The organism is Nitrospinota bacterium, from assembly GCA_009873635.1.
Taxonomy (GTDB): Bacteria; Nitrospinota; Nitrospinia; order Nitrospinales; family VA-1; genus LS-NOB.
This window is the reverse complement of sequence record WAHY01000009.1, coordinates 85,554-109,790: the sequence shown is the minus strand read 5'-3', so window position 1 is coordinate 109,790 and position 24,237 is coordinate 85,554. Positions and strand designations below refer to the sequence as shown.

The 24,237-nt window shown below is 45.2% G+C and carries 21 protein-coding genes; 8 read left to right on the top strand and 13 right to left on the bottom strand.

Annotated features, from left to right (window positions below; all coding sequences use genetic code 11):
• From F3741_07510 to F3741_07500, 3 genes are all read left to right on the top strand, one after another.
• The coding region (locus F3741_07510; protein MZG30643.1) for a hypothetical protein at nt 1-129 on the top strand (129 nt) is incomplete at its 5' end.
• Between the two features lie 110 nt (nt 130-239).
• On the top strand, nt 240-881 hold the full coding sequence (locus F3741_07505; protein ID MZG30642.1) for a formylglycine-generating enzyme family protein: 642 nt from the start codon (nt 240-242) through the stop codon (nt 879-881).
• Entirely contained in the window at nt 869-1,603 is a 735-nt protein-coding gene (locus tag F3741_07500; GenBank protein ID MZG30641.1) for a molybdopterin-dependent oxidoreductase, read from the top strand. The genes F3741_07505 and F3741_07500 overlap by 13 nt, the downstream gene beginning before the upstream one ends.
• 144 nt (nt 1,604-1,747) lie before the next feature.
• Here F3741_07500 and F3741_07495 read toward each other — a convergent pair whose 3' ends face one another.
• Both F3741_07495 and F3741_07490 read right to left on the bottom strand, forming a co-directional pair.
• Nucleotides 1,748-3,808: a bifunctional aldolase/short-chain dehydrogenase gene (locus F3741_07495; protein ID MZG30640.1), complete on the bottom strand. Its 2,061-nt coding sequence runs from the start codon at nt 3,806-3,808 to the stop codon at nt 1,748-1,750.
• A gap of 25 nt (nt 3,809-3,833) precedes the next feature.
• Entirely contained in the window at nt 3,834-5,336 is a 1,503-nt protein-coding gene (locus F3741_07490) for a hypothetical protein (GenBank protein MZG30639.1), read from the bottom strand.
• A 163-nt stretch (nt 5,337-5,499) separates the two neighbouring features.
• On the opposite strand from F3741_07490, the gene purS reads away from it, so the two are divergent.
• From purS to F3741_07470, 4 genes are read left to right on the top strand one after another with little or no spacing between them, the layout of a single operon-like run.
• Nucleotides 5,500-5,748 (top strand): phosphoribosylformylglycinamidine synthase subunit PurS, encoded by a 249-nt coding sequence (gene purS / locus F3741_07485; protein ID MZG30638.1) that lies wholly within the window; start codon nt 5,500-5,502, stop codon nt 5,746-5,748.
• Between the two features lie 28 nt (nt 5,749-5,776).
• Nucleotides 5,777-6,466, top strand: coding sequence for a phosphoribosylformylglycinamidine synthase subunit PurQ (purQ, locus tag F3741_07480; GenBank protein ID MZG30637.1), 690 nt, complete (start codon nt 5,777-5,779; stop codon nt 6,464-6,466).
• Nucleotides 6,467-6,506: 40 nt separating this feature from the next.
• The gene (gene purL / locus F3741_07475) at nt 6,507-8,726 is read left to right on the top strand and encodes a phosphoribosylformylglycinamidine synthase subunit PurL (GenBank protein MZG30636.1); all 2,220 of its coding nucleotides are present in this window, start codon (nt 6,507-6,509) and stop codon (nt 8,724-8,726) included.
• Nucleotides 8,707-10,119, top strand: coding sequence for an amidophosphoribosyltransferase (locus F3741_07470; GenBank protein MZG30635.1), 1,413 nt, complete (start codon nt 8,707-8,709; stop codon nt 10,117-10,119). Before purL ends, F3741_07470 begins: the two co-directional genes overlap by 20 nt.
• Nucleotides 10,120-10,134: 15 nt before the next feature.
• Here the strand turns inward: F3741_07470 and F3741_07465 are convergent, their stop codons facing one another.
• The 9 genes from F3741_07465 to F3741_07425 all read right to left on the bottom strand — a co-directional run bounded on the left by F3741_07465 (nt 10,135) and on the right by F3741_07425 (nt 19,944).
• Nucleotides 10,135-12,882 (bottom strand): UPF0182 family protein, encoded by a 2,748-nt coding sequence (locus F3741_07465; GenBank protein MZG30634.1) that lies wholly within the window; start codon nt 12,880-12,882, stop codon nt 10,135-10,137.
• Nucleotides 12,883-12,891: 9 nt separating this feature from the next.
• Nucleotides 12,892-13,446 (bottom strand): thioredoxin family protein, encoded by a 555-nt coding sequence (locus F3741_07460; protein ID MZG30633.1) that lies wholly within the window; start codon nt 13,444-13,446, stop codon nt 12,892-12,894.
• Nucleotides 13,447-13,582: 136 nt separating this feature from the next.
• A complete protein-coding gene (locus tag F3741_07455) occupies nt 13,583-14,479 on the bottom strand; it encodes a radical SAM protein (protein MZG30632.1) in 897 nt (298 codons plus the stop codon).
• A 110-nt stretch (nt 14,480-14,589) separates the two neighbouring features.
• A complete protein-coding gene (locus F3741_07450; protein MZG30631.1) occupies nt 14,590-15,717 on the bottom strand; it encodes a hypothetical protein in 1,128 nt (375 codons plus the stop codon).
• A gap of 5 nt (nt 15,718-15,722) precedes the next feature.
• Nucleotides 15,723-17,117, bottom strand: coding sequence for a UDP-N-acetylmuramate:L-alanyl-gamma-D-glutamyl-meso-diaminopimelate ligase (gene mpl, locus F3741_07445; GenBank protein ID MZG30630.1), 1,395 nt, complete (start codon nt 17,115-17,117; stop codon nt 15,723-15,725).
• Between the two features lie 98 nt (nt 17,118-17,215).
• Nucleotides 17,216-18,007: an HAD-IA family hydrolase gene (locus F3741_07440; GenBank protein ID MZG30629.1), complete on the bottom strand. Its 792-nt coding sequence runs from the start codon at nt 18,005-18,007 to the stop codon at nt 17,216-17,218.
• Nucleotides 17,958-18,257: a hypothetical protein gene (locus F3741_07435; GenBank protein ID MZG30628.1), complete on the bottom strand. Its 300-nt coding sequence runs from the start codon at nt 18,255-18,257 to the stop codon at nt 17,958-17,960. The genes F3741_07440 and F3741_07435 overlap by 50 nt, the downstream gene beginning before the upstream one ends.
• Nucleotides 18,258-18,362: 105 nt before the next feature.
• Nucleotides 18,363-19,382: an adenosine kinase gene (locus F3741_07430; protein MZG30627.1), complete on the bottom strand. Its 1,020-nt coding sequence runs from the start codon at nt 19,380-19,382 to the stop codon at nt 18,363-18,365.
• A 46-nt stretch (nt 19,383-19,428) separates the two neighbouring features.
• Nucleotides 19,429-19,944, bottom strand: a complete 516-nt coding sequence (locus tag F3741_07425) for a hypothetical protein (protein MZG30626.1) — start codon at nt 19,942-19,944, stop codon at nt 19,429-19,431.
• Between the two features lie 20 nt (nt 19,945-19,964).
• Between F3741_07425 and dacB the strand changes: the two genes are divergently transcribed.
• Nucleotides 19,965-21,548: a D-alanyl-D-alanine carboxypeptidase/D-alanyl-D-alanine-endopeptidase gene (gene dacB, locus F3741_07420; GenBank protein MZG30625.1), complete on the top strand. Its 1,584-nt coding sequence runs from the start codon at nt 19,965-19,967 to the stop codon at nt 21,546-21,548.
• A 44-nt stretch (nt 21,549-21,592) separates the two neighbouring features.
• On the opposite strand, the gene F3741_07415 is transcribed toward dacB, so the two are convergent.
• Both F3741_07415 and pepF read right to left on the bottom strand, forming a co-directional pair.
• Nucleotides 21,593-22,351 carry a hypothetical protein gene (locus tag F3741_07415; protein ID MZG30624.1) on the bottom strand — a complete coding sequence of 253 codons (759 nt, stop codon included), beginning with the start codon at nt 22,349-22,351 and terminating at the stop codon, nt 21,593-21,595.
• A gap of 57 nt (nt 22,352-22,408) precedes the next feature.
• A complete protein-coding gene (gene pepF / locus F3741_07410) occupies nt 22,409-24,220 on the bottom strand; it encodes an oligoendopeptidase F (protein ID MZG30623.1) in 1,812 nt (603 codons plus the stop codon).
• Nucleotides 24,221-24,237: the final 17 nt, after the last annotated feature.

The following is a 24,237-nucleotide window of genomic DNA, read 5'->3' as shown; positions in this document are numbered from 1 at the left end:
GACTGGGCGCACCTGCCCTACGAACTCCTGGCCAAACTTTCTAACCGCATCATCAATGAAGTTCATGGCGTCAACCGGGTGGTCTACGACATCAGTTCGAAACCTCCCGGCACCATTGAATGGGAATAACTGGCGAGCCGCCAGTGGCTATTGCAATAAAGTATAACTGCATACAATAGTTTTACCCGGCTCAAATTATCTTTTCCACTACACTTCTATTCCCGGTCTATAATAAATCCATGAGAGCTTTCGCCCTTATTGTATTCCTAATTCTTGTTACGAACTCCGGCTACACTGTTGCGTCTGAAATGGTGGAAGTGCCGGCAGGAAAGTTTGTCATGGGAAACAGCACCGATGCTTATGCAAGTCCTAGCAAGACCGCTCACCTTGAATCATTCTTCATCGACCGTTTCGAAGTGACCAACGAGGAATTCCGCAAACAGTTTCCCGACCATGTTTTCTGGAAAGGTTTCGAGCTTCACCCGGTCACCGGCATCACCTGGAATCAGGCTGATATTTATTGCAAACATGTGGGCAAACACTTGCCTACGGAACAAGAGTGGGAAAAATCTGCCCGGGGCACCGATGCGCGGATCTTCCCATGGGGAAATAAACCTCTGCGCAAAAAACCACACCCCTTTTATTCGGGAATCATCAAGCGTCGAGTCGGACTCAACAAGAAAGACAATTCTCCTTACGGTGTCCGTGATATGGCAGGCTCAGTATGGGAGTGGACAGCTAGTTCTGAAAACGGGAAAAAGGTCACGCGAGGTGGACTGTGGAACCATCACCTCGATTACGAATATGGGAAAACTTTTGATCGCAACCTGATTGATCCATCAAAGCAGTTTATCTTTCTAGGATTTCGATGCGCGAAATAGGAAAAATTTCACGCCGACTTTTTGTCGAAAGCGGAATATGGACCATCTCCCTCTTTATATGGCACGTCCTGAGGGGAAGTGCCAGAGCCGAGACAATTGATCCTTTTTCCGGAACCGATTTTGTTGGCAAAACAAGAGAGGGCAAACACCAGTCGTTCTACATCAATTTCTGGAAACCAATGCGCCGTATCAACTCCAACTCATGGACGTTGAAACTGAGTGGATTGTGCGAGAACCCCAAAACATTTACGCTGAATGAATTACTGACCCTTCCTTCCAGGTCGCAATCTTCCCGCTTAAAGTGCGTAGAATGCTGGTCAGCCCGTGCAAAATGGAACGGGTTCTCAATAAAGGAACTTGAACGTGAAGTTCAACCTCATGCATCCGCAAAAGGAGTCGTGTTTCATTGCGGCGATGAATATAAAGAGTACCTTTCACTTGAGGAATTACATCAAGACAGGGTTCTACTGGTGCACAGTATGAATGGCAAACCCCTTTCTGACGCGCATGGATTTCCATTAAGGCTGATCGCCCCTTCAAAATACGGCTATAAAAACCCCAAAGCGATTCTGGAAATGGAATTTGTCGCTGAACAACAGGCAGGAACATGGAGCAAGATAGGCCCCTACTCTCCAGACGGCACCATCCTTCCGGGAACCGACCACCCTCTTGAATTCAACAAACAACCCCGAAGAATTTCTGGTGGAGAAATCACCTACTAGGCGTGGGATAACACCTCTCTAACACATTGAAGGTCAATCACCCCAACCCTCTTTGCTAAAGAGGGAGAAAAACCTCCATCATGCCGAGAAGCACAGTTGCCCATATGATGAAGACATTACAATTTACCACCGGGCGTTGCCCGGTTAGCGGGGGGAGGCCGCGATGTTGCCACCATCTATGGTGATAATGCTTCCTGTGGTTTTTTCTGCCAAAGCAAGATTGAGGAATCCCTGCGCCACATCGGTGTCGTAGACTTCTTCCTGCAGCAGGTTATTTTTGAAATAGTCATCTGCAGAAAGCCCTCGGGCAGCGGCCCTTTCTTTCAAAACTTCTTCAGAGAATAATGCCGTGCGAATCCTGTCAGCGTTTATGGCGTTGGAGCGAATTCCATGCCCCCCGTAGTCAAGAGCATATTGCTTGGTGAGTGCCACCACTGCGGCCTTGGGGAGAGCGTAGGGACCAAAGTTTTTACCCGGATTGAACGCCGCCTTGGATGCGTTGAACAACAAGACTCCTCCTGTCTTCTGTATCAGGAACAACCTCAAAGCTTCAGACGCGAGCACCTGGTGGGAGAAAAAGTTCAGCTCAAAACTGGCTCGCAACGTTTTCATGTCCATCTCCCCAATCGCCCCTTGCACGGCGTTTCCAGCATTGGAGATCAGAATATCGATGCCGCCAAACGTCTGCACCATTTTCTCAAAAGACTGACGCACTGCTGATTCATCCGTCACATCCAGGACCTGGGCGACAACACCAACCTTGGATTTTTTACGTATCAAATCGGCGGCTTCGCTCAATTTATCCTGCGATACATCGGCAAGAAAAAGATTAGCCCCCTGTTCAGCAAACAGTCGGGCTGTCGCCAGACCGATTCCAGAAGCGGCTCCTGTGATGTAAGCAATCTTACCTTGCAAAGGAGGCGCTTTGGCTTTGCCCAGCTTGGCCTGTTCCAGAGACCAGTATTCCATGTCAAACAGGTCACTGGAATCGAGTGGTTTATAAGTGCCCACCGAAAAGGATTTATGCACAATATCAATGGTATGCTGATAGATATCCGCTGATATACCTGTCTCCTTTACTGTTTTACCAATGGTCACTAATCCCAAACCAGCTACAAGGATAACCCGGGGCAGTCTATCGAGCTCTGTTTTATCCACTCCCTTGGCAGATTTATTGGTCTCAAAGTACTTGTGATAACTTTCACAATAATCATTCAGGGCCTGTAAAACTTCTTCTCTCAGTTTTCCCGGGTCTTCCCATTGCTTTAGATTTAAGAGCAGGGGTTTTTGCTTGGTTCGAATCACATGGTCCGGGGTGGCAGTGCCTATCTGAGACCATGTTTCACACTCTTTACTGGAGGCAAACGCTTTTGCATTCGCATCAACACGGTGATGCACAACCCAGTTTTTGCCCATTTGTTCCTTATAAAGCCCGCGAAGCAATGGAGCCAGCGCATTCATTAAAACTTCTTCCCCGGCTTCCAGCGCTGGTCCTTCAACCGATGTCAGGGGCTTTAACTGGCTCTTACAGATATACTCTTCGAGAAGTGTCACAGCCCGTATGTGACGTTCATAACTTTCTTTGGCAGTATCACCAAAGGTGAACAAACCGTGGTTGATCAGTAGAAGCCCTTCAACATTCGTATTTTTTTCATAAACTTCCGCAGAAGCTTTGGCGAGTGCAAAACCTGGCATGATGTATGAAACAATACCTATCGAATCACCAAAAATTTCCTTACAGATTTTCTCCGCGTCAGGTTGATTGGCAATGATCAAACTGGCGTCCGCATGCGAATGGTCGATGAACTTGTGCGGCAAGAAAGCGTGCAATAACGTTTCAACTGATGGGTTTGGTGAGGAAGCGTCCAATAAATGCGTTCTTTGCTCATTCACCATGTCCTCATCACTCAATTTATCAAGATCTCTCAATTTACGCAGGTAGTCGAGCAGGACTCCCGGAAGACCCGGGGGCTCCAGCGTATCAAGGTCCCAGCCGCTTCCTTTAACATAAAGCACATCCACTTCTTCATTAACCTTGTTATGGGTGCGCGACTTGACGGAAGTATTGCCTCCACCATGAAGAACCAGCGCAGGATCAGCCCCTATTAACCTTGAAGTGTAAACCCGAAGAGCAATATCTTCAGAGACACCCTTGTATTTTTCAATTGCCGCTTTGGCATCTGAATCATTCCATTTGTTTTCCATATTTCTTCCAAAAATAAATTCGCAATTAAGGGTTACCGGTTTCCCGGTACAGCTTATAACCTGTGAAAGCTATAACTCCCACCAAAGCAACGGGAGGAAGCAACCAGAAGTAAAAAGGGTACCCGAACAAATACATGTAATACCACCAGAAATTAGGCGCATTGACCGCCAGGCCATTTTCCAGAACCACACCAATATCTGCCCCCAAAAATCTCTCACCCTTTTTTGCCAGGGAAATCATTTGCGCCATTTGAAAATCGTCGTCCAGGTTTTCAAAGACTTTTGCAACCTGACCAAACTGTCCGATCAACTGAGAATGTTTTGGGGAGAATAAAATCTGATCGTGTCCCAGCCTCCCAAAGTCTCGACTCATTTCATAATAGTAACGGGCAATGTTTACAGTCACGGAAGGCAATTGAATCAATATCCCCATGACCAGCACAATCAGAAAGGGAATTTTAACAACTTGTTTATATTCACGCAAAAGAAAGCCTGCCGGCAATATTAAATAGGGAATAACCACCAGCATCAGCCTTGGCCCCCAACTCATGCCTCCCTGCCAGCTCCCCCAGAAAGAAAACAATAGCAGGTGGGAAACAATGAGCCAAACAAAAAGCAGCGTCGTTTTTCTTTGCTCCCTGAAACAAAGCGCAAACGACAGGCAACCCAAAAGAGTTAACGGATTGAACAAAAACAGGGATTTACCTGGAGAGAAAAGAAGGCCAAACAAACCCACCATGAATCGACCGGAAAATTTTTCATACCCTGTTTCCAGCGGGTCCGCAAACCTTATATAGTTATAAACCATAATAATAACCAGAACCGTGACTATGGGAATAGCTGGTCGAACAAGGTCCATAACCAGTTCGCTCTTGTTTTTTTCTTCAGACTCGGCCCACACCATCCATTGGTAAATAATGAATCCCGGAACGGCTACCAGGGCCGCCAGTCGGCAGGAGATGGCAAGAGCCAGGAATATACCTGCCCAAAGAAGATCCCGTTTTCTCAGGTCGGGGTCTTTACCTGTCACAAAGTAAACAGCTGATAGCATAAATAACGTTGTGGCAGGTTCACTCATAAAATCTTCAGAGTAATACCAGGCTATGGAGGACAATCCAAATCCGGAAGCTAACAGCAAAGCAGTTCCAGGGCTGAAATTAAAACGGTTCGTGGCAAATTGAAAGATCAACAGGCAGCTTAAAGCTGTAAGCAGCGTATTGATCATACTGACTGAAAATTGAGTTGCCAAAGATACCTCAATCCCCAACAGTGATGATAAAACCTTGCCTGCTAAATAAAACGGTATAGCAAGTACACTCATGCCCAAACCGTATTTGGAGTATTGTGGACCGATTGTATCTTGCGAAGAAACGACTTCAGTAAAACTTATGCTCTGATTCTCGACCATCGCCTTGGTAAGAAAAAACATAATTTTTCCGTCTGCGGACTGGATGGAACCCTGGCCAGTCAAAACATAAATCGAAAAGAAAAACAAAAACACTAAAAGGTGGGTTTTAGATATTGTCATGTAAGAATAGATGCTCGGGCAAGAAAACACTGTTAGAAAGAACTTTCTAACTCATTGTTTATCATAATATTCTGGGCCGGTCAAAAATTGGCCTTTGGCTTTTTGAGTTTTCCTGTTACAAAGCCTTCTGAATTTAATTAACTTCTGTGTTATGGTTTAAAAAATGCTTGCCCAAATACATGTAACATTCAAAGAAGGTGTTCTCGATCCACAAGGGAAAACTGTCCACCATGCGTTAAACGATTTGGGATATGACGAAGTACTTGATGTAAATATCGGCAAATATCTGGAAATTAAACTTGATTCTGCGTCGGAGGAAGAAGCCGAGATAAGGGTCCGGGAAATGTGCGAACGACTCCTGGCTAATACGGTTATTGAGTCCTTCCGCTTTACCCTGGTTCCCACTGAATAACACTCCAAACCATTCAAAACATCATAAAATGAAGTGTGGAATTGTCGTATTTCCCGGGTCTAATTGTGACCACGATTGTTATCATATCCTCAAACATGTCCTGAATCAGGATACTCATTGGCTTTGGCATAAAGAGGAAGCCAGCCTGGAAACGTTTGATTTGGTTGTTCTGCCCGGTGGTTTCTCTTATGGGGATTATTTGCGTGCGGGAGCCATTGCACGGTTTTCCCCGATAATGAATTCAATTAAACAATTTGCCAACGCTGGCGGAAAAGTATTGGGCATTTGTAATGGGTTCCAGATTCTTCTGGAGTCTGGCCTGCTCCCCGGCACATTGATTCAGAACCAATCGAGAAAATTCATCTGTAAAAATGTATCCGTCCGTATTGAAAACTCAGACACTCCCTTTACCAGGCGTTGTGAAGCAAATCAGGTTCTGGAAATCCCTATCGCCCACCATCAGGGCAGCTATTATATCGATCCTTTTTCCCTGAACCATCTTGAGGAAAATGGACAAATCCTTTTCCGGTATTGTGACGAAAAAGGGAACGTTTCCGCTGAGTGCAACCCAAATGGTTCTGTAGATTCAGTTGCAGGGGTATCCAATGAACAAAAGAATGTGATGGGGATGATGCCCCACCCTGAACGTTGTGCTGACCCACAGTTACTGGGCACAGATGGACAAGTTATTTTTCAATCTTTGATTTCAAACGACTGACACTGTGGACAAGACAAAAAAAATACGCCCCGGCCCCGAGATCACTCCTGAAATCGTCAAGGAACACGGTTTAACTGTGGAAGAATTCCGGCGAATCCTGGACCTGCTGGGACGAACCCCGAATATAACTGAGTTGGGTATTTTTTCTGTTATGTGGAGCGAACATTGCAGTTATAAAAGTTCTCGACCCTATTTGAAAAAACTCCCGGTCGAAAGCCCCAGAGTCATACAGGGCCCAGGAGAAAACGCAGGGGTTGTAGATATTGGTGATGGGCTTGCTGTCGTTTTTAAAATTGAAAGTCATAACCATCCCTCATTCATCGAACCTCATCAAGGAGCCGCGACCGGTGTGGGTGGTATCATGCGAGACGTTTTTACCATGGGTGCACGACCAATCGCCTTGTTGAATTCATTACGATTCGGGGAGCTTGAGGAACCTCGCACACGTTTTCTGCTTAATGGTGTGGTCGATGGTATCTCCAGCTATGGCAACTGCACTGGCGTTCCTACTGTTGGTGGCGAAATTTATTTTGATGCCTGTTATAACGGAAATATCCTGGTCAATGCTTTTTGCCTGGGACTGGTCAATTCAGACCGAATCTTTCTGGCAGGAACCGGTGGTGTCGGAAACCAAATTCTTTATGTCGGTTCAAAAACCGGACGAGACGGAATCCATGGCGCAAGCCTTTTAGCTTCTTCTGAGTTTGATGAAAGCACTGAAGACAAGCGGCCCACTGTTCAGGTAGGCGACCCATTCACCGAAAAACTCTTGATTGAAGCCTGCCTTGAGTTATTCAAGAAAGACTGGGTGGTAGGGGTTCAGGATATGGGGGCCGCAGGGCTCACTTCATCATCCTTTGAAATGGCGCATCGGGCTGAAACCGGCGTGTTTATGGACTTGTCTAAAGTTCCTTTAAGAGAAGAAGGCATGGTCCCCTATGAAATCATGCTTTCCGAGTCCCAGGAGAGGATGTTGTTCGTGGTGAAACCGGGTCATGAAGAAGAAGCCCTGGCCATTTTAGATAAATGGGGACTGGATGCCGCGATCATCGGTGAAGTGATCGAAGAACCCTGTGTCCGCATACAGTTTGAAGGACAGGAAGTGGTGAACCTGCCAATCTTCCCTGTTGTCGATGGAGCGCTGGATTTGAAACGACCGACAGAGCAACCCAGATATCTTGATGAGGTGGTGCATATCAGCATGGGCGATTTCCCCGATATTTCACATGGAGATACAGCCTTAAAAAAACTTCTGGCAACCCCCAACATCACCAGCAAGGAATGGGTTTACGAACAATATGACCACATGGTACGACTGAACACATTGGTTTTACCCGGGTCGGACGCGGCAGTGCTTCGCATCAAAGATACAAATAAAGCCGTAGCCATATCAGTGGATTGCAACAGCCGTTACTGCTATCTGGACCCCTATGAAGGTGCAGCGATTGCCGTTGCAGAAGCATGCAGGAATGTGGTTTGTTCAGGAGCCCAGCCTATTGGCCTGACCAATTGCCTTAATTTTGGCAACCCTGAAAAGCCTGAGATTATGTGGCAGTTTCAACAAGCTGTGGAAGGAATGGGTGATGCCTGCAGGTTTTTTGATATTCCAGTGGTCAGTGGTAACGTCAGCCTCTATAATGAGACAAAAGGGGAAGCGATTTACCCGACACCTACTGTTGCTGTGGTCGGCCTGATCGAAAATCAGGAAAAAGTCATGACTCAGGGATTTAAAAATTCCGGAGATCAAATCGCTCTTATCGGTTTTACCATGGAGGAATTGGGAGGAACCGAATACCTGAAAGTCATGTTTGATCGCAGTGAAGGGAAACCTCCCGTTCTGGATCGAAAGCACGAGAAACAAGTTCAGGATTTTTGTCGCGAACTAATTGAAAGAGGGCTCATTGCTTCTGCCCATGACTGTTCAGAAGGAGGACTTGCGATAGCAGTAGCGGAATCCTGTTTTTCGTCGGGAAGCCAGACTTTGGGTGCCACACTAGAACTGGAATCCACATTAAGAAAAGACGCATTGCTGTTTGGGGAAACTCAATCAAGGATTGTTATTTCATTTTCCAAAGAGAAAATTGATGAAATAGAAGACCTGGCTATGACCTTTCCGGTCGATTTTTCTCTGATCGGTAAAGTGGGTGGTTCTCATCTCTTGATAAGAGTCAACGGGGAAGAAATCGTTAAACAGGAAATCGCAGTCTTAAAAGAAATCTGGAAATCATCACTGGGGAACTATGCTGGACAAACTACATGAGGAATGCGGGGTTGTAGGAGTATATGGTCATCCCGAGGCCGCCAATCTGGTGTACCTGGGACTCTATGCACTGCAGCACAGGGGACAGGAAAGCGCGGGGATCGTTGCCAGCAATCTTTCCAAAATGCATATTGAACTAGGAATGGGACTGGTTGCAGATATTTTTAATCCCAGCAGAATTCTGAACTTACCCGGGCCTTTAGCCATCGGTCATAACCGTTATTCAACTGCGGGGAATAGCGAACTGGTAAACGCCCAACCCTGCATGATCAACTATTCCGGAGGGTCATTAGCTTTAGCCCATAACGGTAACCTTGTGAACTCACAAACCATCCGTGAAGAGCTGGGTAAAAAAGGGGCAATCTTTCAGTCCACCAACGACAGCGAAGTCATCGTACACTTAATGGCTCAATCAAAAGCTGATTCGTTTGTAGACCGGGCCGCGGATGCCCTGGGCCAGGTCAGCGGCGCCTATTCCCTGGTCCTGATGACAGAAACCGAGTTGGTAGCTGCCCGTGATCCACAAGGATTCCGTCCACTTTGTCTGGGGAAACTTGATGGTGCATACATCGTAGCCTCAGAAACCTGTGTCATGGATCTTATTGAAGCCGAATACATCCGCGATGTTGAACCGGGTGAGGTACTTTTGATCAATGATCAGGGGATAAAGTCGTTTTTTCCTTTTAAGAAAGCCGATCCAAAACATTGCGTGTTTGAACATATTTATTTTGCGCGACCAGACAGCTATATTTTCGGCGAGCATGTATACAGTGTCAGAAAAAACATGGGCCGGGCCATGGCCCAGGAAAGTCCGGCTGATGTTGATATCGTTATACCCGTTCCCGACTCGGGAGTTGTCTCGGCGATGGGGTTTGCTGAAGAAAGTGATATTCCCTTTGAAATGGGTCTCATTAGAAACCATTATGTTGGACGAACTTTTATTGAACCACAGTCGCAAATTCGGCACTTTGGTGTGAAGCTGAAACTGAATCCAGTCAAAACAATGATCTCCGGCAAACGCATTGCCATCATCGATGACTCAATAGTTCGTGGAACAACAAGTCGTAAGATAGTAAAAATGCTGAGGGATTCAGGAGCCAAGGAGGTTCACCTGCGTATTTCGGCACCCCCCATTCTTCACTCCTGCTTTTACGGCATCGACACACCAACCAAAGAAGAACTGATTGCCCACAAACACAACCTGGAAGAAACCTGCCAATACCTTGCAGCGGATTCCCTGGCCTATCTCAGCCTGGAAAAAATGATGGAAGTTTTGGAAAATGGCAAGAAGAAGTTCTGTTCAGCCTGTTTCGATGGGAATTATCCCGTTCCCATCATCGACAAAAAATTCGAGACGAGTCAGTTGGGCCTTTTCTCCAATGATAATTCTTAATTAGATCAGAATAGATTATTCAGACGGAACATCTTTTACATGCGGTAGTACCTGGGTATCCTCCAAAAGCTCGCCGAATCCCTCGAGGTCTTTGCGATATTGCGCCAAGGACTGGTCCAGTTTTTCCTGTGATTGCAATATACGTCTATACGTATTGCGAATGTTGTCGTAGTCGCGTTTGCTCAGGACGAGCTTTTGATCCTTAGCCGGCTTTGATTGAGAACTGGAATCGGCTATATGTTGGCCTATATCTTCTTGAGGTTCCCGGGTAAAGCCTGTGAATATTTTCTCCAACGCTTCATCTAAAGTTCGCTCCATGGCGATAATGTCTTCATAACCCACGATGACGCGTTTAAGTTCGGGAATCTTCCCGGCATCAGCTTTCAAATACAAAGGTCGAACATACACCAAAGACTCTTCAATGGGAATAACCAGGAGGGTCCCTTGTATAACACTTGACCCTCGCTGATCCCACAATGAAATCTGCCGCGAAATCTCTGCATCCTGATTTATCCTGGCCACCATTTGACTGGGACCAAACACCAGCTTTTGCTTGGGAAACGTATACACATCCAGTTTTCCATAGTGTTCCCCATCGCTACGCGCTACCATCCATGCAGAAAGATTACTCTTTCCTCTAGGAGTATACGGCAGCATGAGGATATATTCCTCACGATCCTTGCCAGGCAATTTCATGATCGTGTAATACGGCCTCATAATGCTTCCGTCAATTTCCGGAATCTCCCACTGATCTTCTTTGTTATAGAAAACCTGTGGACGCTTCATATGGTAGGTCGCATAAATATGCGTCTGAATCATGAACAGGTCAGAGGGATAACGGGTATGACTGCGCAGGTCTTCCGGCATCTTGCTCAGGTCCTGGAACAGTTCCGGGAAAATATTACGGAAGGTTCGTATGATCGGGTCCGCTTCATCCGCGACATAAAAATTCATCGAACCGTCATAGGCATCGATAGAAATTTTCACAGAATTACGCACATAGTTTCCGAACCGGGGTATTTGTGGAGAGTATGGAAACCGGTCACTTACTGTGTAAGCATCATAAAGCCAAATCAGGCGTCCCTCAGAAATCACCAGATAGGGGTCATTATCCAGCCTTAGAAATGGCGCCACTTTCTGCACCCGGTCCGTAATATTCCGGTACATCAAAACCCGGCTTTCATCGTTTATATCTTCAGAAAAAATTATTTTAAGGGCTTTGAATCGTGCGGCCAGCACAAGTTTGCGGAAAAAAGACCCAACTTCAAAACCACCTTCACCTTCATAATTTTTATATACATTTTTCTCACCCTCCGGATAATCGAACTCCTTGGTTCCCGTGTTGACAAACACATGATCGTTTGCCAACTCACCAAAATATATTTCCGGTCTTTTTACCTCCATATCTATATTGGATTGCGGGGGAATGTCTTTAACAAACAGAACCGGCAGCCCTTCAGGGGTAATCTGGTTTACCGGGCTTAAAGCAACTCCGTAACCATGTGTGAATGTTAAATGCTCGTTGATCCATGTACGGTTGGGTAAGTTGGAAGAAAGCAGTTCTCTTGGTGAAAGCAAGGTCTGGCGGTAATCCCCGTTAATCTGGTAGCGGTCATTGTCCACTGACTGGAACTGGTAATAAGTTCTAATTTCCTGTATCTGGCCCAGTGTATCAAGCAGAGGTTCCTGATCCCACAGCCGGACATTTTCTATCGTGATAGCATTTTGCCGAATGCTATCTGCGGTCAATGTAGCAGAGCCTGAAAGCTCATGCGTCTCTGTCTGGCTAAGCCCATAGGCCGTTAACGCGCCTGCGATGGTGTGTTCAATGTATGGGGTTTCTTTTACCAATTCATTGGGAAGCACAATAAATTTCTGCAATATTTTCGGGTATAAATTGGCGACAAAAAATACCACCCCCAGGCCAACAGCAGACATTACAACCTTTTTCATACCCGGCCGGACAAACCCGGAAAATGAAAAAAAAGCACCCACCAGAGAAGTGACCGTTAATATATAAAGGACAGGGATTGCCCCCTTGTCTTCGGAGAAACCAATACCCGCTATCAAATCCCCTCCCGCGGTCAGCAGCTCATAACGCTGTAAATAGAACTCACTGGCAAATAAAAGAAAGAATAATCCGGCAATGCCTGACAAAGTACGTCTTGCATCAGGGAGAAGGACGACCCCGGTTGGGCCCACATAAATAAAACGCTTAAAAAAATAGATCAGCCCAACACCCAGTGCGAGCACGATCATTGTTTCCCACAATAATGATTTCACCAGCAACCATAGGGGAAGGGTAAAGAAGTAAAAGGAAATATCTTTACCGAAGATAGGGTCCACCTCGCCATACGGGGAAGCGTTTAAATATTGAAGGAGAGTTTCCCATTGCTGGGCCATAACCAGTCCGGTCATGACCGACAAAACCAGAGGACCTGCGAAAATCAGGAGTTTCAAGTTTCCCGCCATAAAATCCAGCAAAGGAACTTCCCTGCGAACCTGATCTGACAGAAGAATAGGAAGGTGAGAGGTTTTCTTGTAGACCTGATTGAGAAATCCGAAAGTGAACAGGAAGAATAACACACCCGTCAATAACCCGAACCCTATTTGCGAAACCAATACTGTCAATAAAACCGAAGTAAACCCATGGCTTTCAAACCACAACCAGTCTATATAAAAAGAAAGGATTTTATCAGCAAACAGCGAGCCAACAAAAACAACCGCAGCCAGAATAAACAACCACTTTTTAAGTGTCTCCATCGTTTTAGCCTAGTTCTGTTTCCATTTAATGGAACAACCCATGGAGGGAATCTGTTCGTCAGGAATTTCATTGCCAGCGACAAGACAATCCAGAGCTTCTTTTAAGTTTCTCTGGGTCACCTTTTCTTCATGCTCCCAGTTGTCATCGATTCTACCTCGATACAAAAGTTTCCTCTCTGGACCATAAACATAAATATCGGGAGTACACACAGCATCATAGTTACGGGCGGTCTCCTGGGAGGCATCAAACAGATAAGGGAAGTTTATTCCTTTATCATTTGCCACCTTCTTCATATTTTCCATGGAATCATCAGGGTAGCGTTCCGCATCATTGGAGTTGATACCCACCAACTGAACACCATTTGGGCCTGTCTCTGCCTGTAAATCAATCAACCGTTGCAATACCGCTTTTACATAAGGGCAATGGTTGCACATGAAAATGATCACCAGGATATTTTTATCCGAAAAACTGTCCAGAGAGTACATTTTCGAATCCACTCCCGGAAGCTTGAAATTCGGAGCCGGGGTTCCCAGCGGAACCATTGTTGAATGCATTAAAGCCATGACAAGTTTTGAGGGCGATAATTATTCATTATCAGAACCCTCTTAAAAAGATTATTGAAAGAGTACTTATCCTTGAAAACCAAAGATCAGGGTCATGCTACCAACCTTTGGGAATGGGCTCAATATAAAATCCCTCTCAAGCTGAAGACTTACAGGTCATCCCCGTAACACGGCAGGTATAACAGGCAGGGTGCGCAAGTGGAAAGGGACGAAGAGTTTCCTCTATATTGCTACCCATGCGGGCCTTTGGGTTATCAACAAGGATAGGACAGACATACACACCTTCTCCCGTCGCCATCCGTGAAGTTGAACATTGGAGTTGTGTAATGTCAAAATTCTCAAAGCAGGCTTCTGTTACCCGCTCTTCGGAATTATAAGCACGATGATTTTCAGCAAGTTTCCCCAGCTTAAAACCAGGCAAAATCTTGATTTGTGGTTGCGGTACCTTGTTGTCCCTAAGAAAATCTAAAAACTTTGATTCCATCTCCCCATCTTGTTCCTCTTCCCAGGAGCGTGTGATAGTGAGTATCGGCGAAAACCCGGCTCGGGTCAGGTGTTGGATTCCTTTCAAGGCCTGCCTGAAAGAATTTTTACCACGTATCGCATCGTTAGCAACTTCGTCAAAACTTTCCATGCTCACTCGAAAACGCAGTAAATGTTCAGACGCATCCTGAATATCTCTCAACCTTTGTGCTTTCTCAGCGGTAAACTGGGTTCCATTTGTCAGGACATCAAGCGGGCCATAGCGTAGTATCTCAGCAAGAATTTCAAAAATCTCCGGGTTGATAAAAACTTCGCCCCCGGTAATGTAATAGTCCTTCACACCCAAAGACTCAGACTCCTCCAGTCTTTCCTTAACCTGGGACAAAGTCATCATTGCAATGGTATCGTTCTTTGGACCACAACTGATAAAACAATGGGCACACTCCAGGTTGCAGAGGGTGCCCCCAACCTGCAACCATAATGTTTCAAGTTTCTTCAAAGGCACTTCGGGAACTGCCCTGTTGTTGGTTTTTTTTACCTGAGCAACCATATGTTACGGCCCTATTGTAAAAAAAGATGCGAATTTTCTCTCGCTATGAGCGACTCGCTCCCCCTGGTAACTTTTAGTATAGATTAAAGGGTGAATCTTACCTTGAAAAGTTACAAACCTGACGACTCAAAGGAATCGCTGACATTGCGTATACGTAATTTGCGACGCAGCGCCGCAAAGCCCGCTGATGTTTTTCTCCCAAGCCCAGACTTGTATACGGGAGTCACCGCAAGACGGGCCTGGAGAGGGTCTTCAGTAAAAAAGCGCGTATCAAGCGGGCTTAAAAAACGACAAGTCGGATAAAGCCATTTTAAAGGGAGACGGTTTCGTTGAATCGCCATGTTCATATACTCTGCAAGCTCTACTAAATCACGGTATCCGTCAGAGGTTTCGCTGCTTTCACGTTGCAAATAAATTAAAGGAATGATTCCTGAATCCACTAGCCGGTCAACACCTTCCTTACATCTGGGTAGAGGTTCCAAACCCAAAACCAGATCGGTCCACACCGTACCGGGAGGGAAAATCCCTGCAGCATATTCCAGAGCTGAATGAACCTGCTTGGCTGTCATCTTTTTTTTGGACTTGATCGTCCCGGAAAAACCACCCAGTGGAAAATTAATAATATCGAAACCCGAGGCGTACATGAGGTCAATGGTTCCCTGGTTTGAAGGGGGAAAGCCTTTCAAGGCAACAAAAGTATTAAACCTTTTTTTAATCGCCTCGACCAGGGGTGCCAACCGGGCAAACCCTCGGTCCGCCTCCTCACAAAAATCCATATTTAACTGCACCAGATCCGCGGCACCTTCTTCGAAGGCAGACTGAATGACAGACAAAATAACTTCGATCGGCATACTCAGCTTTTTGCCTTGCCCAATAGCACGGAGAAATATGTTCAGACAATAACCATCAAGACAAATATTTTCAGATACCGGGGTACGCTGCTTTAACTGCTGCTTTAAAAACTCAGGAACCTTGATGACACCAACATCAATCTCCCCTTCCTTCATATGAATGCGTAATTGATCTCCATGGCAGACCAGTTTTGGGCCGTCCTGGTCTTGTGCAATCAAGTTTGTTTTGACAATGAAATCTTCAGCCAAAGCTAAAGTGATTTCTTCTCCCGGCTTTCCGGAACACAGCCCGCCAGCAACTTCAGAAAGCCCCTGAATTATGTTTGGAATCAAAACTCCTCTCTGTATCAGACCGAGCTTAATTTGTCCGTGATAAACCTTATCCATAACCATTATTGATCCAGAATTTTCTGATGAATGCCACCGAATCCGCCCGATGACATGACCAGAACCACATCACCACTTACAGCATTATCTGACATAAATCCTACAATGTCGTCCACTTCCTTAATAAAATAGGCATCGCATCCCTTTTTTTGCAAACAACTCACAACCTTCCCAGGATCCAATCTTTCTTCCTCACTGATTTTTTCAGGCGCAAACAATCCTGCAATAATCACTTTGTCGGCACCGAGGAAGCTATCGGGAAATTCCTGTTCAAACACCTTGCGCCTTGAGGTGGCTGACCGAGGTTCAAATACTGCCCACAGTCTTTGGCCAGAATATGCCTCTTTTACAGCTTCTATGGTCAAGCGAATGGCAGTTGGATGATGAGCAAAATCATCAAGCACTGTTATGCCATTATTAACTCCAACCACCTCTTGCCTTCTTTTGATACCTTGAAAAGTTTTAAAAGCAACGTTTATTTCTTCTTCAGTCAGGCCCAGTCGCAAACAAAGAGCCGCTACAGCCGCCGCATTTTCCACATTATGTCGGCCAATCATTGCTAATTGAAAACTTGCTTTTGTTCCACCCTTAAAGGACAGGGTGAAGTCACAGCGCCCATCTTCGAACCGGTAACCTTCTATCAACCAGTCAGCCCCATCACTGTAGCCATAAGTCTCAATCCTGCACACCGCATTTTTTAATACATCCTGAATGTTTTTATCATTATGTTTAACCAGTATAATCCCATCTGGGCGAATCAGGTTCACATACTTGCGAAAAGCCTCTTTTATCTGGTCAAGATCATCAAATATGTCAGCATGGTCAAACTCAATACCTGTCAAAATGGAAGCATCAGGACGATAATGCAGAAACTTGGGACCTTTATCAAAGAAAGCGCTATCATATTCATCGCCTTCTGTAACAAAGAAATTTCCTTCAGGAACCTGATGGTTGTTATCAAAATTTTTCAACCAACCACCCACCATGAAGCCGGGTTTTCTCCCTGATGACTGAAGCACCCAACTTAAAATCGAAGTGGTGGTGGTTTTTCCATGCGTTCCAGCGACTACCAGAGATTGCCTGCCTTCCAGAAAAAAACGAGCAATCGCCGCAGGAAAAGAAGTGTAATTTAACCCGGCCTTCATAACAGCCTGAACTTCTTCGTTGGATTTGGAGACCGCATTGCCGACAATAACCAGATCAATATTTTCAGTTATATTTTCCTTTCTGTAACCCGGCAGAACAGGGATACCCGCATTTTCCAGAAGTGTACTCATAGGCGGATAGATATTTGCGTCCGATCCAGATACTCGATAACCTGCACTTTTTAGCAACCCTGCCAACGCTGCCATTCCGGTGCCGCAAATTGCTATAAGATAAATGCTTTTAATGTCTTTCATAGAAAGGAGGCATTGTAGAAACAACCCAGAGTAAAGTCAACCGGTTGACCATCTCAAGGCAGTGTAATTCGTTTAAGAAAATTTCTTTAATCAATGTTCTAATGAAATATTTCCTTGAGTTGCGATAAATGGTCGATAGAGAAGTCTGGCTTTGCCAGGGCAATTTCATTTGAGTCGCCAAATCCGTGGCTGATCACACAAGTGATTACTTTGGCACGTTTACCCGTTTCAATATCCACAGTGCTGTCGCCCACAAGTACTGCCTGCTCCGGGGAACACTGAAAACATTCCAGCAAATGATTCAAACCTTCCGGGTCAGGTTTTTTGGAATTAAAACTATCGCCACCAATAATGGCATCGAAAAAATCCAGGCTCTCAAGGGATTCCAATATACGCCTGACAAACTCTTCGGGTTTATTCGAGCAGACAGCCTGCTTTTTATCGCTGAAGTGATCCAGGATCTCGCGCCCAGAGGGGTAAAACCGGGTGTGGTTCATCAAGTTGTTTGAGTAGTGCTTGCGGAAAAGTTCAACGGCGCTGGACAAATCGTCAAAACCTGTTCCATTTATCGACTGGCTCATCAACCTTTCAACACCTTTACCAACATATTGTCGGATCGTTTCACGGGAAAGGGTTCTCAGGCCCATTTCTTCCAATGAAAGGTTTACAGCGTCGGCAATGTCAAAAAGGGTATCGACCAGAGTGCCGTCAAAGTCATAAACAATCAATGAAACTTTTTTTCCCACTATCCGAGGAGGAGGCGGGACAATAGTCCACTGAGCCGAGAAAGTGTTTGCAAGCAAAATAAAAACATTGTGATTTTCCTGCTGAGATAGTTCGCTAGAAGTTTGATTCGTAACGATGGGCCTTGACAACATTGTTCTTGTCAAACAAAATCACCAGTCCCTTGGATTGGCCTTCACCAATTGCCTGCCATGTATCCAGTTGATAGGTCCACATGGTGTGCTTGTTTTCTGTCCCTTCTTTATAGGGCACACCAAACCATTCAAGAATTTCGAGTTGGGTGGTAACATTATTTTGAATTTTTTTGACCTTTGAGCTGTCAAAATCTTTCCCGACCGTACCGCAGCCAACCACAAGCATGCAAAGGGCCAGGAGGAAAGCGCGAAGCCGTTTCATGGGTTCCTCCTCCATTCGGGTTTAAACTTTAACTAATATTATGAGTGTAACAAACCTTTAAGAGAAAGTATAACCTTGGGAACAAATTCTAACCAACGCCTGTCATCAGGAATGTTTATACGGATGGTGCTCGTGATATTCGGCCAGGATATTTTCAATACGCTTGTGGGAATGTGTCGGCAGCCGTCCTCCAATGTGGGAAACCACCTGAGCCGCACAATAGGAACCTAAAATTGCCGATTCACTTAACGTCTTCTCGTTGATCAGTCCATAAAGAGCACCAGCGGCAAAAAGGTCGCCGGCACCCGTTGTATCGACCGCATTAACAGGAAAAGTGTTAACCTGAACAGGCTCGTTACCACTTTTCCCGGCAAGTGATCCATTGGAACCCAAAGTCAAAAACAAAATATCCACCCAGGCTAACAGCTTATCAAAAGCCTTGCGGGAATCAGTTTCGCCAGTCATAGCCTGTGCTTCCACTTCGTTGCAAAAAAGAATATCGACATCCCATTGGATAAAGTCTACAAGGCTTTCTTTAAATGTGTTGACCACAAATGCATCACTCAAAGTGAATGCAACGGGAACGCCCACTTTTTTAGCAGCCTTCGCCATATGTAATCCAGCCTTGCGGGTTTCATCACCCGTCCACAAATAACCTTCTACATAAACTGCCTTGGCATCCTGTATAATGGTATCGTCCACATTATCAGGATGAAGCATCGAAGAAACTCCCAGGTTCGTAAGCATCGTGCGTTCAGCATCGGGGGTTATGAGAATCACACAGGTACCCGTGCCTGTATCATCGGAACCAGGTCCGCAAAACCCAACCTCGCAGGACCTCATATCTTCGGTGTAATGCTTCCCGTTTTCATCATTGGCCACACGGCCCAGGTAATAGGATTTTGCCCCCAGAACACTTGCGCCATGAATCGTATTGGCTGCCGAACCGCCTGATGAAAGCTTGCGGGGTTTGGACTTCAGGATATTTAAAATTTTTTCCTGCTCGGCTTCAGAGGAAAGGGTCATGCCGCCTTTGGTCACCGACAATTCTTCCACAAAGGCATCATCAACCTGAACTTCAATATCAACCAGGGCGTTGCCTATTCCTACAAGATCGTAATTCATAAATATGTAAATTTAATAGATAAGGTTTATCAGATAGAACAGAAGTTTATTCTGTAGTTGGTTTGAAAAACATTTTATAGGCCATGAAACCAAATAGTGCGACACCCGCCACAAAAAAAGCTCCTCCTGATGCCTGGGCAATAAGCGCTACAGATTCCTTCGCCGTTCCTGTTGACCCCATACCTGGAGCCAGGTAACCCGATAACATCCAGAAAAGCCCATATCCCAAACTGCCTAACCCGCTTAGCAGAGAGATTCCCAATTGCGCAGTTGGCGGGAAATTAAGCCATGCCACCAAAAGTGAAAAAGCAATACTGATTACACCCATTGTTTGCGAGTGTAAATGGGCCCGTTTCATATAGACCCATGATTTTTTGACCACTTTATCGGCCTTGGCCTGATCGCCTTTATAAACTGTAGATAAGGCATCAGCAGCACCAGCTTTTAAGGTACCTTTTATGCTGTCTTCACAACATCCAAAGGAAAGGCCCATCACTCCTCCGAAAAGGATTGCCACCATTGCGACCAGCACACCGTATTTGATACGCGAAAAATCAATCATGACCTCTCCAGAAAGTATTGATGCTGATACCTGCCTTGAACAGATTCGCTAATGCACCCGGATTTGTCAATTGTAAAATTATTTTTAACAGAGTAGAATTTTTCCCGATGAGATTCCTTTACTATAAAATTAGGTCAATTATTGCCGTATGTATACTCGGTTGCTGTCTGGCATCCCCCCCTTTGGCAGATGCTGAGATTCGTGAAACGGGGATCCCGGAATTTAAGAAAAAAATAACAAAAGTCCTTTCCAGTTCCTGCCTGAGAAAAAACAATTTTGGAATTAAGATTTATTCACTGGACCGAGGTGAATCCCTGTATGAGTTACGTGCCGGGAAACTATTTATCCCCGCCTCAAATTTAAAAATCCTCACTACAGCCGTTGCACTCCAGGTTCTAGGTCCCAATTACCGGTTTCCAACACGGATCTATACAGATGGAGAATTAAAGGATGGTGAGTTAAACGGCAATCTTTATATCAAAGGTTATGGAGACCCGAAGTTTGTAACCGAACAAATGTGGCTTCTGGTCAACAAGTTAAAAAATCTTCCACTGTACAAGGTCAACGGAAATATTATTGGCGATGACTCTTTCTTCGACGACAGAAAACGAGTAAAAACCTGGATCAAGAATCCTGGTGCTCAGGCTTATGAAGCCCCGTTAGGTGCGTTGTCTTTTAATTTCAATACCGTCCAGGCATTTGTTGGCCCCGGAGAAAAAGCCGGACGCAAACCAAAAATTATCATCGAACCTGATACCGAATATATAACTCTCGACAATCAGGCCAAGACCCTCAAGCCCGGCAAACGCGGCAGGTTGATTGTAAATCGGCTGGACCGCAATGGTTTTGATGAGATCACCGTTTCAGGTGGGATTAGACTGAACCAGCCACGCGCCCAGTACTTCTTAAACATTACAGATCCCACACTGTATACTTTGAGCACACTGAAGAAGTATCTTCATCATGCCGACATCAAATTCCGCGGGGAAATTATAGAGGACCGGGTTCCAGAAACAGCAACGGAATTATTAACCCACGAGTCAGAGCCTCTTACCCTGGCACTTCAGGGCCTTAACAAGTTCAGCAACAACTTTGTGGCAGAGCAGATTTTAAAAACTATCGGGGCCGAAAAATTCGGTCCGCCCGGAACCACTCTCAAAGGCCTTAAAGCATTTGAAGAATATTTGACGGAACTGGGATACAGGCAAGATCAGTATAAGGTTCTTGATGGTTCTGGCCTGTCCCGGCAAAATCGTATATCACCTCAAATGATCATCGACATTCTACGCTACGTCAAAAATGACTTCGGAGTATATCCAGAATTTGTTTCTGCTTTGGGTGTTATGGGTGTTGATGGAAATGTGAAAAACAGGATGAGAGGGGTCAAAATTTCAGAAAGAGCACGTGTGAAAACCGGAACCCTGAATTATGTCAGCTCACTTTCCGGTTACTTTCAATCCAGAGATGGTGAGACTTTTGCTTTTTCAATCTTAATGAATAGTTTGAAGTGCTCCAATGGCAGGATCAAAAAACTACAGGACCAAATCATCCGCGAGGGATTAAATTTTCGACGTATTCCTACAGGAAGTGTTGTATCGGAATAACGCTCATCAATCTTTTTATAGCCGGACCCTAAAGATTCTATTGTCTATCCGCCAAAGACCTTGCGGTTTTCTTTGCGGTCTTCCTCCAGGATTTTTTTCCAATCCCTTTTCACACATGGCGCAGCAAGAAAATCCTCATAAATAGATTTCGCAAGTTCCATACGGTCAATACCTTCTGGGGCGACCTGAATATCCAATTGGGCCAAGGCCATGTCAAAGTCCTTATCCAGCAGGGAGGCTGAGTCCATATCACAATCTTTAAGAGCCTGACGAATGGTAGCAGGGTCGTTGCCAAACCGCCTTGCAACTTCATTGATGTTTGAAGGCCGGTATTCTTTTTTGGGACCGATTCCCAAATGGTATGCGCAAAACAGGCTGAAAGGGTCCAGGCTTCCAGTCAATGTCTTCCCTGACACAGAAGAATTCTTTGGGGCAGAAGCATTGGAAGAACGATTAGGATATGGCGCAGTTCTTCCATTTCTTTCCTGATTTGATGTCCTGGCCCCATTTGACCTCATGGAGTTATTGCCGTTATTTCGTTTTTGGCGGTGAGAGTTTTTGCCATTTTGATTTTTGCGATTACTGCTTGAGCCGGAACTGTTTTTATTGGCTATATTGATATGAGAGGTGAGTGCCTGAGTAGAAGAAGTACCAGAGGAAACCCATGGGTGGATGCCCCCTTTTCTTTTTCCCGAGTTCTGGTTTTGATTCTGGTTGTGGTTTTTTCCAGATGCATTTCCCTGGCGGTTTTGAGTTCTACGCTGGTTGCCGCCGTTTTTTCTGAATGAGCCTGTCTTTTTCAAAACGCTGTTCCTTTTGTTATGAGGTTGCGTGTCATGATAATCCCTCCGTTAAAAATCCTAGTTATTGGTCAACTGCTCTAATTCATCGACCAGGGCAGAAAACTTTGTTAAAGCCGTTCTAACAGGTTCGGGCGAAAGCATATCCACCCCTGCCAAACGTAATAAGTCTATTGGATACTTTGATCCGCCAGATTTCAAAAAACACAGGTAGTCATTCAATTCAGAGTCTCCGCCTGAAAGAACTCTCTCGGCCAAAGCATAGGCCGCAGAAATACCTGTGGCATATTTATAAACATAAAAGCTGAAATAAAAATGAGGGATACGGAAACATTCCAGTGACAAACAATCATCCAGAACCACTTCCGGTCCAAAATAAAGCCCCAGAAGATCCGTGTAAATCTTTTTAAAAGGTTCCAAGGTTAAAGGGTCATTATTTTCCATCGCCTTATAGACCTGGTGTTCGAATTCAGCAAACATGGTTTGCCTGTATAGCGTACCGCGGAAGTTATCAATCTCCCTGCAAATTAAATAAACTCTCATATCGCGGTCTATATCCTGACTCAGGAAGTGGCGGGTCAAAAGAGCCTCATTAAAAGTAGAAGCCACCTCAGCCACAAAAATCGTATAGTCGGAATAGAGGTAGGGCTGGTTTTTCCTCGAATACAGCGAGTGCATTGAATGCCCTGCCTCATGCGCAAGGGTGTAAGCGCTATTGATATTGTCTTCTCTATAATTCATGAGGATAAACGGATTCGAATCATAGCAGCCGGACGAATAAGCACCACTGCGCTTACCTTTATTTTCATACCTGTCTGTCCAGCGGTCCACTGACAACCCCCGTACCAGTTGATCAACATACTCTGTACCTAACGGATTCAGGGCAGATTGAATCTCTTCCACAGCCTGATCGAAAGGCATATGCCAATTTATGTCTTTCACAAGCGGGACACTGCAGTCATAAATATGCAGCGCATCGAGATTTAACAGGCGTTTTCTTAAGTTAAAATATTTATAGAGTGGAGCAAGGTTCTGATGTACAGACTCAATCAGATTGTCGTAAACCTCTACCGGGATATTCTCAGCAAACAGGGCTTTAGCACGGTAGCTGGGAAATTTTTTGGCCCGAGAGTAAAACAAATCTTTTTTTATGCTCCCGGCAAGCAATGTGGAATAAGTAAATTGATGCGCTTCATAAGCCTTGTAGTAGGTAGCGAATGCATCTTTCCTGACTCTACGATCATAACTCTGAAGAAGACTTTGAAAGTTTCCGTGAGTGAGGGAAATCTTTTCTCCCTTTTCATCCTCAATCTCTCCAAGTTGCAGGTCGGCATTATCAAGCATGTCAAACGCATCCCTCATGCCCCGTCCCATTTCTCCGGATGCTGCTAAAAGTGCCTCTTCCTTTTCCGAGAGAGTGTGCGCCCTGTAACGCAAAACCTTTTCAAGATGAAACCGGTAAAACTCCAGTTCCTTGTGGTCCAAATACTCGCGCATCCTGTCTTCAGGAATTGACATGATTTCCGACTGAATAAAACTTGAAGCTTTGCTCGCCTCACTGACCAACATCATTATCTTCTCAAAGTTTCCCTGATAAACACTGTTGGTCTTGTCCTCATCATTTTTAAGATGGGAAAATGTATAAAGCTTTTCAAGTCTTCGGGAAAAGTTCATATCAAACTCAAGGCATGCCTTGAGTTTAAGGGCAGAGTCTCCCAAGGTACCGGCAAAGGAAGCGTAATTCCCAACCTCCGCTTCCAATTCCGCCAATTCGGCAGTCCAATCTTCATCGCAGGAATATAACCCTGTTAAGTCCCATTGGGATTCAACACTTACTTCATCGCGCGTAAGGGTACCTGTTTTTGCATCCATGATCAGAAGAGATGAGG